The following is a 12,014-nucleotide window of genomic DNA, read 5'->3' on the forward strand; positions in this document are numbered from 1 at the left end:
GATGGAAGACGGCGGCTTCATGCAGACATGGAACGAGGCGGCGGTCACCGCGCTCGGCCTGTTCTGGACGGCGTTCTGGGCCTTCGGGCTGGGCTACGTCATCTCGGCGATGATCCAGGTCTTCGTCACGCGCGACCGGATGCGGCGCGCCATGGGCGAGGCGGGGCCCAAATCCGTGGCGCTCGGCACGTTCTTCGGCTTCGTCTCCTCCTCGTGCAGCTTCGCCGCGCTGTCGGGGGCGCGCGCGCTCTTCGCCAAGGGGGCGGGGCTGGTGCCGTCGCTCGCGTTCCTGCTGGCCTCCACCAACCTCGTGGTCGAGCTGGGCATCATCATCGCGATCTTCCTCGGCTGGCAGTTCGTGGTCGGCGAGTACGTGGGCGGCGTGCTCCTGATCCTCATCACCTGGGCGCTGGTGCGCCTGACCGCGCGCTTCGCCCCGATCGACAAGGCGCGCGAGAAGGCCCGCGAAAGCCAAGGCGACAAGGACGAGGGCGACGACGACGCGGACCGCGATTGGCGCGAGCGGCTCAAGTCGCGCAACAACTGGGGCGCGGTGGCCGAGCGCTACTGCATGGAATGGGCGATGGTCTGGAAGGACGTCACCGTGGGCTTCACGGTGGCCGGCATCATCGCCGCCTTCGTGCCGCGCTCGTTCTTCGAATGGCTGTTCATCGGCGGCTCCGACCCCGGCTTCCTGGAGCTCGTCGCGCAGTCGCTGGTCGGCTCGGTGGCCGCGTTCTTCACCTTCATCGGCTCGATGGGGAACATCCCGCTGGCGGCCGTCCTCTACGGCAACGGCGTGGCCTTCGCGGGCATCATGGCCTTCATCTTCTCGGACCTCGTGGTGATCCCAGTGCTGCGGGTCAACGCCAAGTATTATGGCTGGACGATGGCGGTCTACATCCTGGGGGTGTTCCTCGTGGCGCTCGTGGGGACGGCGCTGCTGCTGCATTACGGGTTCTCGTTCCTGGGGCTTCTGCCCTCGGCCGAGGACGTCCAGTCGGTCGTGGATCGGACTTTCTTCAAGATCGACTACACCTTCTGGCTCAACCTCGGCTTCCTTGTCGTGACGGCGGCCTTCGCGGTCTGGAAGGCCCGGCGCTCGGGCCTGAGCCTGGGCATGGGCGGCGACCTGATCGAGAAGGTGCTGTTCTGGCTCGCGCTCGCCGCCTTCGCCTGGCTCGCGGCGGGGCTCTTCGTCGGCGACGGGCTGCCCTCCTTCGGCGAGGGCGACGGGGGCGGTTCCGAGTTCGAGAGCGGCGAAAACGGCTGAGCGGCGGAACCCTCCAGCGTTGGAAGACGCGTTCGGTCTCGGACCGGCGCGTTCGCCGGTCGAGACAGGAGGATCATCCCGATGCACCCGACCCGCCACGCCACCCTCGCCGCGCTGATCGCCGTCATGGCCGCGCCGCCCGTCATGGCCTCGCCCGGCCACGGCGAGACGGACGTCACCTTCACCCGCGGCAACCGCAACACCGACGTCGCGCCCGCCTTCGACGCCCAGTTCCGCGCCCAGCTAATCGAGGGCAGCGCCTCGACCTCGGCCGCGCTGCTGGCCGGCGGGCTGGTGCATCCCTGGGGCATCGACCAGCTGCCCGACGGCTCGTTCCTCGTGACCGAGCGGCCCGGCCGCCTGCGCCACGTCATCATGGACGGCACGGTGCACGCCCCCATCGGCGGCCTGCCCGAGATCTACAACGAGGCCCCCTCGACCGGCTGGGCCACGCAGGCGGGGCTGCTGGACGTCAAGGCCGGACCGGACTTCGCCGAGGACCGGATGGTCTACTTCACCTATTCCAAGCCGATGGGCGACGGAATGTCCGCGACGGCGGCCGCGCGTGGCGTGCTGTCGGACGACATGACCGAGCTGACGGGCGTAGAGGATATCTGGGTCCAGTCGCCCCCCTCGGACGCGGCGATGCATTACGGCTCGCGGCTGGTCTTCCCCGGCGACGGCACCGTGTTCATCACCACGGGCGAGCACTTCACCGAGGAATACCGCGACTACGCGCAGGACCTGAACCGCACCTACGGCAAGGTGATCCGCGTGAACCTCGACGGCTCGATCCCCGAGGACAACCCCTTCGTGGGCCGCGAGGGCGACGACGCGATCTGGTCGCTGGGCCACCGCAACATCCAGGGCGCCGACCTCGCCCCCGACGGCAGCCTCTTCGTGCTGGAGCACGGGCCCGCTGGTGGCGACGAGATCAACAAGCCCGCGCCGGGGCTGAACTACGGCTGGCCGCTGGTGAGCTACGGCGAGCAGTATTCCGGCGATCTGGTCGGCACCGGCCAGGCGTCGATGGTGGGGATGGAGCAGCCGCTCTACTTCTGGGACCCCGTGATCGCGCCCGGCGGGGCCACCTTCGTGACCGGCGAGATGTTCCCCGAATGGGAAGGCGACCTGATGATCGGCTCGCTCTATCCCGGCGGGTTGGTGCGGATCGTCTTCGGCGAGGACGGCTACGTCGTCGAGGAGGAGCGCCTGCTGCGCAACCAGGGCCGGGTGCGCGACGTGGACGTGCTGGCCGACGGCTCGATCGTGTTCCTGACCGACTTCGAGAACGGGTCGATCATCCACGTCACGGCGCCGGACTGAGGCCTGTGCCCGCCGCGGGCCGCAAGGACCATCCCGTGCGGCTCGCGGCATCGGCGGCCTATTGCGAGGCGCCGTCCATCCCCATCATGCCGCCGCCCATCATGGCGTGCATCTCCTCCATGGTGACCGCGCCGTCCCCGTCGGCATCGGCCATAGAGAACATCCGGTCATGGACAGCCTGCGCCTCCTCGCGCGACAGCATGCCGTCGCCGTCGGAATCCATCATCGCCATCGTCATGCCCGGCATCATGCCGCCGCCCATCATGCCGGGCTGGCCCATCGTGTTGTCCATACGATGCTGATCGGCCTGCACGCCGGTCGCGGCAAGCGCGAGGATCGCGGCGCATAGGCCCGTGCTCTTCTTCGTCATCTCGTCGTTCCTTTCCTTTTAGCCTTTCGGTGGCACAACCAACGCCGTTCGAATCGGTTTCGGTCCGCGAACACCGGCTCACATCGCCTCCGAACCCCGTTCCCGGACTGGAAGGTCAAGGCCCGACGCGCGCCGCTGCCATGCGTTCCCGGCCCTTGACCTTCCGACGCCGGAAGCCCCACCTCCACGGCTCTCGAAAGGCCCCGCCATGTCCACCGCTTCCGTCCGCCGACCCCGCCGCCTGCTCGGGCTGGCCGTCGCCATTCTGCTGGCGGCCGTCGTCCTGCTGTGGCTGACCCCTTGGGGCGAGGCGGCGCGGGGGCTGGTGGCCGAGGGCGCGCTGACCGACCTTGTCGCGCGAGCCGGGCCGTGGGGGCCGCCGCTGCTGATCGGGCTGATGACGCTGGCCATCGTGGCGAGCCCGATCCCCTCGGCCCCGATCGCGCTGGTCGCGGGGGCGGCCTACGGCCACTGGTGGGGCACGCTGATCGTGGTCGCGGGCGCGCAAGCGGGGGCGATGATCGCCTTCGCCATCGCCCGCGTGCTGGGGGCCGAGGCGATGCGCCGGCGCTTCGGCGACCGGGTGACGCAAGGCCTGGCCGGCTCGCAATGGGCGCTGATGGGCACGGTCTTCGTCTCCCGCCTGCTGCCCTTCGTGTCCTTCGACCTGATCTCCTACGCCGCGGGGCTGACGGTACTGCGGCCCTGGCGGTTCTTAGTGGCAACCTTGGCAGGCGTGCTGCCGGCCTCCTTCCTGCTGACGCATTTCGGCGGCGCGCTGACGGGCGGGAACGCGACCCGCGCGGGGCTGGCCGTGCTGGGGCTAGGCCTCGTCACCGGCCTGCCGCTGATCTGGGCGGCATGGCGCAGGTATCGGGCCTGAGCCCTCCTCACAGCCGGCCCCCGTCCCGCGCCAGCCTGCGGCGCTGGCGGCGCGAGCGGACTTGCTCGGTGTGCAGGTCCACGGGCTCCAGCCGGGGGGCGTCATCGTCGGGCCGGATGCGGAAGCGGCGCCGCGCCGCCACGGGCAGGTCCTCGGCGGCGTAGAGCGCGACCACCTCGACCGTCAGGATGCCCTCGACACGCGTGAAGACCGTCTCCGGGTCGCGCCCCTCCGGCACGACGTGCCCGAGCAGATCGCGGAAGGCCCCGGCATCCATGTAGTCGCCGGCCCTGAGCGGCCCCTGTCGGGTCCGGCGCGTCGGGTCCCGGCCCGCCTCCTCGTCGGGCACGTCGCGACGGTCGATGAAGGAGGCGTCCCAGCCCTCGTCCCCAGCCTCCACGTGGGCGATGAGGTTGGCGACGTAGATCGCGTCCTCGCTCATGTTGCTGAGCAGGCACTGGGCGTCCAAGCCCGCCCCCGCCCCCATGCTGATGACGATCTTCGCGCGGCGCTGCCGCCGGAAGCCGCTTAGGAAGACCTGCAGATACAGCACCCAGACCAGCAGCATCGCGCCGTTGAGCGCCACGTTCAGGACCTCGCTGTTCTGCCGCAGCCAGTCCATTCCGTCCCCCGTATGCCCGGCCCCGCGAGGCCGCGCGGGCAGGGCTTTCCAAACTGTCCATCCGGCTTGTATGGCATCGGGACGAAGCCCTGCTCTGCCCCGCGTCCCGGTCTGGGCGCTACAGCCGCACCCCCCTGAGCCGCAGCGCGTTGCCGATCACGGAAACCGAGGACAGGCTCATCGCCGCCGCCGCGAAGATCGGCGAGATCAGCAGGCCGAGGAACGGGTAGAGCACCCCCGCCGCGATCGGCACGCCGGCGGCGTTGTAGACCAGCGCGAAGAACAGGTTCTGGCGGATGTTGCGCATCGTCGCCACCGCCAGCCGCCGGGCGCGCACGATGCCGTTCAGGTCGCCCTTGACCAGGGTCACGCCCGCGCTCTCGATGGCCACGTCGGCACCGGTGCCCATGGCGATGCCCACGTCGGCCGCCGCCAGCGCGGGCGCGTCGTTCACCCCGTCGCCCGCCATGGCGACGCGGGCGCCGCCCGCGCGCAGCTCCTCGACCAGCGCGGCCTTGTGCTCGGGCAGCACGTCGGCGCGCACCTCGTCGATGCCCAGCCGGCCGGCCACCGCGCGCGCCGTGCGGGCGTTGTCGCCCGTGGCCATGACGATGCGCAGGCCCAGCCGGTGCAGCTCGGCGAGGGCCTCGGCCGTGGTCTCCTTGATCGGGTCGGCCACGGCCACCAGCCCAGCCGACGCGCCGTCGATCACGACGAACATCACCGTCTCGCCCTGATCGCGGCGCGCGTCCGCCTCCGCCGCGGCGCCCGAGGCGTCCAGCCCCAGCTGCTCCAGCATCCGGGCGTTCCCGAGCGCGACCGCGCGCCCCTCGACGGTGCCGCGCACGCCCATGCCCGTCACCGCCTCGAAGTCTGCCGCAGGGGGCAGCGACAGGCCCCGCGCCTCGGCGCCGCGCAGGATGGCCTCGGCCAGCGGATGCTCCGACCCGCGCTCCAGGGCGGCCGCTAGGCGCAACAGTTCGTCCTCCTCCATGCCGCCTTCGGGCAGCACGGCCACCAGTTCCGGCTTTCCCAGCGTCAGGGTGCCGGTCTTGTCCACGATCAGCGTGTCGACCTTCGCGAAGCCCTCCAGCGCCTCGGCGTTCTTGATCAGCACGCCCGCCTGCGCGCCGCGCCCCGTCGCCGTCATGATCGACATCGGCGTCGCCAGCCCGAGCGCGCAGGGGCAGGCGATGATCAGCACCGCGATGCTGGACACCAGCGCGTAGGCCAGCGCCGGCGCCGGGCCCCAGATCGCCCAGGCGACGAACGACAGGACCGCGATGCCGATGACGGCGGGCACGAAGCGGCCCGCGACGGTGTCGGCCAGCTTCTGGATCGGCGCGCGCGAGCGCTGCGCCGCCGCCACCATGTCCACGATGCGCGCCAGCATCGTGTCGGACCCGACGCGCCGCGCCTCGACCACCAGCGACCCGGTGCCGTTGATGGTCGCGCCCGTCACCGCGTCGCCCGGCGCCTTCTGGACCGGCACCGGCTCGCCCGTGATCATCGACTCGTCGATGGACGAGGATCCCTCGACCACCTCGCCGTCCACGGGCACCTTCTCGCCCGGGCGCACGCGCAGCCGGTCGCCCACGGCGATCTCCTCCAGCGGCACCTCGTCCTCGGTGCCGTCGGGGCGGATCACCCGCGCCGTCTTGGCCGCGAGGTCCAGCAGCGCCCGTATGGCCGAGCCGGTGCGCTCGCGCGCGCGCAACTCTAGGATCTGGCCCAGCAGGACCAGCGTCACGATCACCGCGCCCGCCTCGAAGTAGACGCCGACCTGCCCGCTCATGGGGTCGCGGAAGCCCGCCGGGAACAGGCCCGGCGCGATCACCGCCACCGCGCTGAAGACGTAGGCCGCGAGGACCCCCATGGCGATCAGGCTGAACATGTTGAGGTTCCAGATCCGGAACGACCGCCAGCCCCGCACGATGAACGGCCAGCCGGCATAGAGGATCGCGGGCGTCGCGACGATCAACTCGAACCAGCGCACGGCGCGCGCGGCGATGAAGCTTTCCACGTGCAGCCCGACCATCGGGCCCATGGCGATGATCACCAGCGGCACCGACAGCACCGCGCCCACCCAGAAGCGGCGGGTGAAGTCCACGAGTTCGGGGTTGGGCCCGTCATCGACGGGCGGCACGCCCTTGGGCTCCAGCGCCATGCCGCAGATCGGGCACTCGCCGGGGCCGACCTGTTCGATCTCGGGATGCATGGGGCAGGTATAGGTGGTGCCGGCCGGCATCGGCTCCGGCGTGGGCTTGCCCTTGAGGTAGGTCTCGGGCGTGGCCTCGAACCGCTCCTTGCAGCGGGCGGAGCAGAAGTGGAACAGATCGCCCCCGTGGCGCGAGACGTGCTCGGCCGCCGCGCGGTTCACGGACATGCCGCAAACCGGATCCGTCGCCTCGACGAACTCCTCCGACGCGGCGGCGAAACGGTCGCGGCAATGTGCGGAGCAGAAGTGATAGTGGTGGCCGTCATGCTCGTGCGCAAGGCCGCCCGACGGGTCGACCTCCATGCCGCAGACCGGATCGCGGACGAGGGTGGCGCTTGTCTGAACGGTCATCTCGGCCTCCTGTGACGGGCAGGCTGAAAGATGGGGCCTCCAGCAGGGGGAAGGTCAAGGCGGGCCGTCGAACTCTCTTCGCGCTCTAGGTGATTACATAAGTATTCGAGGGCTGACAGTAAGGCGGGACAGTTCTACGTCTATGCCAGGCGCTACGCCGTTGCCAACGCGGCAGCCATACTGCGCCCGGCCCCGAGGATGTAGGGAGGCAGTGACAGCGAGTAGTGCCCGCAGTCGAGCCACCGGACGCGGGGGTCTTCTCCGGCCTGCCTGACGGCTCCTACCAGTTGCTCGGACAGGTTCGGCAGAACCACCGTGTCCCGTCTCGCCAGCACGAATTGCAGCGTCAGCCCACAACGGGCTAGCTTTGGCGCGTGCCGGGTAAGATCGAGAGGCGCCCACGCCCTTCGGAGTTGCGCCAGCTCGACCACGCCGTCCAGGCTGGCGCGAACGTGCCGCGTGGCGCGTCCAGTCCAAACCATGTCCGCGAGACTTCCCGCCGACAGGAAGAGGCCCGCGCACCCGACACGTTCGTCGTGGGCTGCTACGAGCCCCGCGACCCACGATCCGAGGCTCATCCCGAGGACGGAGACCCGCTCGAAACCGACGTCCCGCAGGATGCCCACCAGCGCCCGGCCGTCGAGGACCGCCTGCCGCATGGAACGAAGCGTCCGCCCAAGGTTGGCGCTCAGGATGTCGTCCACGTTCTCGGCCCCGGGCCGCCGCCGCTCCATGTGAAAGGGCATCGCAATCTGGACGACCGTGACGCCCTTACCCGCGAAGTAGCGGGCCAGACGCGAGGACCGCTCCCGCGCGTTCCAATGGTGGAACACAATTAGCGCGTGACCCCGCCCTTCGCCCTCGACCACGGATGCGTGAACCGTGTTGTTGGTCTCCACGTCTGACGGCAAGGGAGACGGAATGCTGATCCAGCCGTCCTGCCACCACACCTCTTCCGCCGCGATCGGAGCCGGGGTGAAGAACGCAGGATCGTCGGCCGCCGCCTCTGCGCGCTCGCACAGCGCATCGAGGTCCGAGGATGGGGCCGCGTCGGGGAAGGGCAGGTCCACGTCGATGGCCGGCCTCATGGGCCGCTTGGCCGCGTCGCCGCGTGCCGCCCGGCGTTCGTCCCAGAGGTCGAGCACACTATGAAGCACGTCGTCCCTCCGATGCTTCGCATGTTCGCGAAACCCCGAAGCCGGGGTCGATCAGTCCGTAGATGCCCAGCAGGACGGCCAACGCCAACAGGACCGCGAAGCCGGGGAACGCCCCGACCAAGAGATAGGCCGCGACAATCACGCCCAGAGCCGCCGCCATGCGGAATGAGACATCGTTCTGCCGGGCGGGCACCCCCACCCGAACGATGCCGTAGATCATCACCGTGCATGTCGGCAGGGCCACGATGAGACTGGTGTAGTGCATCGCGAACCCGTATTCGGCCTCGGAGGGATTCAATGGCAGGCCGCCCCAAAGGGAGGCGGTGTCCGCGAACAGCCAGGCCCAGACGTCGAGCGCGTCAGACCCCAAGAACCGGTTCTGCACGATCATGCAGATTGCCATCAACATGCCCGCGACAGAGCAGCGGAACAGGCCGTCCAAGATCTTGCGGGCCACATCGCCCGTCAAAGGCTTGCATCGAGCGGCACCCTTCGAGATCGTCCAGTAATCATCCGCGAGGGTGTAGAGCAAGATCAGACCCGCGAACATTAAGTAGAAGCATACAGCCATGTAGAGATAGGCGACGCCGCTGAGCATGATCGCCTCCGGGATCGTCACAACGTCGGGACGGACCAGCGCGACCGACGCCCAGTCGATGTCGTCTTCATCGACCCCCGCCCGCAGCGGGAGCATCCGAGCGCCGACCCACTGCATCAGCCCCGCGAAGACGATACAGATAAGCAGGACGGCCCAGAAGGTTGCGCCGGACCTCTGGACCCTCGCGACCCATCCGTCAGCAGCACTCGACGCCTGTGCATTAGGTAGGAGTGCTGCGCGGCCCCGCGACCGCCAGAAGGCCACGAGGTCGCCTGCGAAGATCACGAAGAGTGGCAGAAACAGCATGAACAGGAAGGTCCAGTTTGTCGCCCAGTGGAACCCGACTTGTTTCTCGATCCCGTCCGCCCGGACGTAGGTAATGCTGTGATTGCCGATGAAGAAGGCTACGAATTGAAGCGCCGTCGCGCCGGCGAAGATCGAGGCGGGGAGATTTAGAGGTCCCCCGAGACCGAAGATCCTTTCCGACCACACTGCGAGTCCGCCGCGGTGCGTCTTGCGCGGGCGATCAGCTAGTCTCCTATATTCCGTCGGGGTGGTGATAGGCTCTTCGGCCGTTTCCACACGAGTCCGCGCCTGGACTCGCGCGGCCCGCCTGTTTTCCGCAAGCAGGCTGAGGGAGGCGCGCAACTCTCGCTGCCAGTCCCCTGTCGCTTCGGGATCCCCACACCCGAAGATCCGGGCCAGCCAGCGCACGTTCTCCGGGCTGACCCCCTTCTGGTTATCCTGAAACCAGAGCTGGACGGTTCGAAGCTCGATCCCCTTCCGGTTCGCGTCGATGGCCGTGATTGCCTCTGCCAGTAGGTCGGGCGTCCACGGGCCGTGTGGCAAACCCTCCAGGTCAACCGGCCGACCAGCTCCTACCGCTGTAAGGCGCTGGAACAGCACCTTGAATTCCTGCGTATTGCCGTCCGGTGGGACGAAATATTTCCCATTCAATATCAAGGGTTTGCGCGCCTACTTTTCGCGTCGTTTCGCTCTCCTTCGTAGTGTTTCGTGATCTAGCCCATCGATGATGTCCATCTTTCGCCGAGGGAGGGCCAAATCAGCGCAGATGTCCGCCGGATCTGCATTCGATGCCGTCAAGGGAGGGGAGCGACATGGGACAACGTCACCGACAACACCAGTTCGACATGCCCAAGCGGGATACGATCCGCGTTCGGAAGGGCCTCGCTGGTACGGGGGAGTTGCCGGGCGGGCTACGGGTCGAGCGGCGTGCCCGCCGCATCCATGTCCCACTGCTCGAGACGTCCGGCGCACCATCAAGGGCGATGGCGAACCAGTGGCTTGCCGTCTACACCATGGCCCTCAACGAAGAGAACGCGGCTGGCTGGCGGGTCGTGACGGTCTCGACGACCAGCCCCGCGGGGGTCGTTCCAGCCGTCCTGCGATACGCTCAGACCTTCGTGCCAGGTTTCGAGTTCGAGGAGATGCGCGTCTATCTTCTGACGGCTGCCGCGATCGGTGCCCTGATCAAAACCAACGCGTCTATATCCGGAGCCGAGGTCGGCTGCCAAGGTGAAGTGGGCTTCGCATCGGCGATGGCTGCCGCCGGGCTTGCGGTTGTTATCGGTGCGACGCCGGATCAGGTCGAGAACGCCGCAGAGATGGCGCTCGAGCATCATCTCGGGATGACCTGCGATCCGATTGGCGTGCTGGTTCAAGTTCCCTGCATAGAGCGCAATGCGTTCGGTGCCGTGAAGGCGGTGACGGCGGCCTCGCTCGCGTTGCATGGCGTCGGTCGGCAGATCGTTTCGCTCGACGTCGCGATCGAAGCGATGCGGCGGACCGACGAGGACGTGTCGGACGAGTACAAGGAAACGAGCCGCGCCCCCTTGCTTCGCAAGTGAGCGTATTTCGACCGGAGTGCTGATGGTCCGGATGAAATCAACTGAATCATCCGCTGGGAAATGGAGTACATGAGCATCCTTCTCAGTTTGCTCAGATAGGAATGGGCCCCATTGGGAACATGGCTTGGCATCCCTCCACCAAGAGACCGAAAAAACTATTGATCGATACGCTTAGAAACGGAGTGAGTCCTTGGAATTGCGCCAACTTCGCTATTTTGTGGCTGTCGCCGATGCAGGAAGCATCAGCGCGGCAGCGCGCGAATTGGGAGTATCGCAACCGACGATAAGCGATCGGATCCGCGCGTTGGAGGACAGTGTCAAAAGCAATCTATTCGAGCGCCAGCCTCGGGGAATGCGACTGACCTTCGCCGGCAGACATTTCTTGGTGCTCGCGAGGCGGATCGTGACGGATGTCGATGAGGCTTCGAATTTCGCCGAGCGTACTGCTCGGATTCAAGTCGGCACCTTGTCGCTCGGCTTCTATACTTCGCTCGCGAACGGGCCGTTCCGGCAGACACTCAAGAATTTTCGGGATGCGTCTCCGGACGTGACACTCGAGTTGCATGAGGGCAATCCGACCGAGCTTCTTGCCGCCCTTCGAGAGCGTCACATTGAGCTTGCAATTACCGTACTCGACGTCTCCGCGACGGGGTTCGAGACCCAAACCCTTTGGGACGAAGATCTGGTCGTCGCGATCCCGTCCGCTCACGCGCTGGCCAAGAAAGACAGCATCACTTGGGCTGATCTGGAGGGTCAGCCGATCGTCATGCGCAGTTGGGCCAGCGGAAGCGCGCCCTACGACCTACTGCCAGGCCGCATCTCTCCCGACGGATACGTCCCAACGGAGCGGCATTTCGTATCACGGGAAGCGCTGCTGGGTATCGTCGGCCTCGATATGGGACTTACCGTCATCGGTGGATCGGCCATAGGGCTCTCCATGCCGGGCATAGTCTTGAAGCCAATGTCGGGCCCGGACGTCACCTTGCCTGTGATGGCGGTGTGGCTGCCCGGGAACGATAATCCGGCACGCGGCCGGTTCGTCGCCATGCTTCGGGATTGGCAACCGCGTGCGGCTCAATCACCGCAGGCTTGATCCTTCGTGGACGCGGCAGGCGGGGTCCGGGATTGTCCGGCAGGCGCCCGCTTTAGTTTCGCAAATCCTCTATCTGTCGCCATGAACCGTGAGAGCATCGGCGCAACGATCTTTGCTGGTTCGACACGGTCGCCCGTCTCGCCCCCGAGCAGCTCGGCATAAGCGATCAGGTCGCGGTGCACCGCGGCTGGCAGCTCGATCGTCAGTTTCACGGGTGTCTCGTCCACGAGTGGTCCGAGCTTCAGCTTGGCCATG

At 67.7% G+C, this 12,014-nt stretch carries 10 protein-coding genes and 1 pseudogene; 5 read left to right on the plus strand and 6 right to left on the minus strand.

Annotated elements, in window-relative coordinates; translation table 11 throughout:
- Nucleotide 1: 1 nt before the first annotated feature.
- Nucleotides 2-1,273, plus strand: a complete 1,272-nt coding sequence (locus MWU52_RS01405; protein ID WP_246948552.1) for a permease — start codon at nucleotides 2-4, stop codon at nucleotides 1,271-1,273.
- Between the two features lie 81 nt (nucleotides 1,274-1,354).
- The gene (locus MWU52_RS01410; RefSeq protein ID WP_246948556.1) at nucleotides 1,355-2,599 is read left to right on the plus strand and encodes a PQQ-dependent sugar dehydrogenase; all 1,245 of its coding nucleotides are present in this window, start codon (nucleotides 1,355-1,357) and stop codon (nucleotides 2,597-2,599) included.
- A 58-nt stretch (nucleotides 2,600-2,657) separates the two neighbouring features.
- On the opposite strand, the gene MWU52_RS01415 is transcribed toward MWU52_RS01410, so the two are convergent.
- A complete protein-coding gene (locus MWU52_RS01415) occupies nucleotides 2,658-2,969 on the minus strand; it encodes a hypothetical protein (protein WP_246948557.1) in 312 nt (103 codons plus the stop codon).
- 208 nt (nucleotides 2,970-3,177) lie between these two features.
- Here MWU52_RS01415 and MWU52_RS01420 point away from each other — a divergent pair, with 208 nt between their 5' ends.
- Nucleotides 3,178-3,852 (plus strand): VTT domain-containing protein, encoded by a 675-nt coding sequence (locus MWU52_RS01420; RefSeq protein WP_246948558.1) that lies wholly within the window; start codon nucleotides 3,178-3,180, stop codon nucleotides 3,850-3,852.
- Nucleotides 3,853-3,859: 7 nt separating this feature from the next.
- Here MWU52_RS01420 and MWU52_RS01425 read toward each other — a convergent pair whose 3' ends face one another.
- The 4 genes from MWU52_RS01425 to MWU52_RS01440 form a co-directional block, all read right to left on the minus strand.
- Nucleotides 3,860-4,474, minus strand: coding sequence for a hypothetical protein (locus MWU52_RS01425; RefSeq protein ID WP_246948559.1), 615 nt, complete (start codon nucleotides 4,472-4,474; stop codon nucleotides 3,860-3,862).
- Nucleotides 4,475-4,592: 118 nt separating this feature from the next.
- The gene (locus MWU52_RS01430) at nucleotides 4,593-7,043 is read right to left on the minus strand and encodes a heavy metal translocating P-type ATPase (RefSeq protein ID WP_246948561.1); all 2,451 of its coding nucleotides are present in this window, start codon (nucleotides 7,041-7,043) and stop codon (nucleotides 4,593-4,595) included.
- 152 nt (nucleotides 7,044-7,195) lie between these two features.
- On the minus strand, nucleotides 7,196-8,188 hold the full coding sequence (locus tag MWU52_RS01435) for a dienelactone hydrolase-related enzyme (protein ID WP_246948563.1): 993 nt from the start codon (nucleotides 8,186-8,188) through the stop codon (nucleotides 7,196-7,198).
- Nucleotide 8,189: 1 nt separating this feature from the next.
- On the minus strand, nucleotides 8,190-9,704 hold the full coding sequence (locus MWU52_RS01440; protein ID WP_246948565.1) for a hypothetical protein: 1,515 nt from the start codon (nucleotides 9,702-9,704) through the stop codon (nucleotides 8,190-8,192).
- Nucleotides 9,705-9,973: 269 nt separating this feature from the next.
- Here MWU52_RS01440 and MWU52_RS01445 point away from each other — a divergent pair.
- A pseudogene (locus MWU52_RS01445) lies at nucleotides 9,974-10,666 on the plus strand (L-serine ammonia-lyase, iron-sulfur-dependent, subunit alpha); the annotation flags it as partial.
- Between the two features lie 190 nt (nucleotides 10,667-10,856).
- A complete protein-coding gene (locus MWU52_RS01450; RefSeq protein ID WP_246948567.1) occupies nucleotides 10,857-11,759 on the plus strand; it encodes a LysR family transcriptional regulator in 903 nt (300 codons plus the stop codon).
- On the opposite strand, the gene MWU52_RS01455 is transcribed toward MWU52_RS01450, so the two are convergent.
- Nucleotides 11,741-12,013 (minus strand): DUF2274 domain-containing protein, encoded by a 273-nt coding sequence (locus MWU52_RS01455; RefSeq protein WP_246948569.1) that lies wholly within the window; start codon nucleotides 12,011-12,013, stop codon nucleotides 11,741-11,743. The two genes, MWU52_RS01450 and MWU52_RS01455, sit on opposite strands and share 19 nt — an antisense overlap.
- Nucleotide 12,014 lies beyond the last annotated feature (1 nt).

The sequence above is a fragment of the Jannaschia sp. S6380 genome, from assembly GCF_023015695.1.
Taxonomy (GTDB): Bacteria; Pseudomonadota; Alphaproteobacteria; order Rhodobacterales; family Rhodobacteraceae; genus Jannaschia.

What these genes read in the sequence shown, in the direction of transcription:
- MWU52_RS01425 (WP_246948559.1), bottom strand. Translation starts at nt 4,474, where the DNA reads ATGGACTGGCTGCGGCAGAACAGCGAGGTCCTGAACGTGGCGCTCAAC.
- MWU52_RS01415 (WP_246948557.1), bottom strand. Translation starts at nt 2,969, where the DNA reads ATGACGAAGAAGAGCACGGGCCTATGCGCCGCGATCCTCGCGCTTGCC.
- MWU52_RS01405 (WP_246948552.1), top strand. Translation starts at nt 2, where the DNA reads ATGGAAGACGGCGGCTTCATGCAGACATGGAACGAGGCGGCGGTCACC.
- MWU52_RS01410 (WP_246948556.1), top strand. Translation starts at nt 1,355, where the DNA reads ATGCACCCGACCCGCCACGCCACCCTCGCCGCGCTGATCGCCGTCATG.
- MWU52_RS01455 (WP_246948569.1), bottom strand. Translation starts at nt 12,013, where the DNA reads ATGGCCAAGCTGAAGCTCGGACCACTCGTGGACGAGACACCCGTGAAA.
- MWU52_RS01430 (WP_246948561.1), bottom strand. Translation starts at nt 7,043, where the DNA reads ATGACCGTTCAGACAAGCGCCACCCTCGTCCGCGATCCGGTCTGCGGC.
- MWU52_RS01420 (WP_246948558.1), top strand. Translation starts at nt 3,178, where the DNA reads ATGTCCACCGCTTCCGTCCGCCGACCCCGCCGCCTGCTCGGGCTGGCC.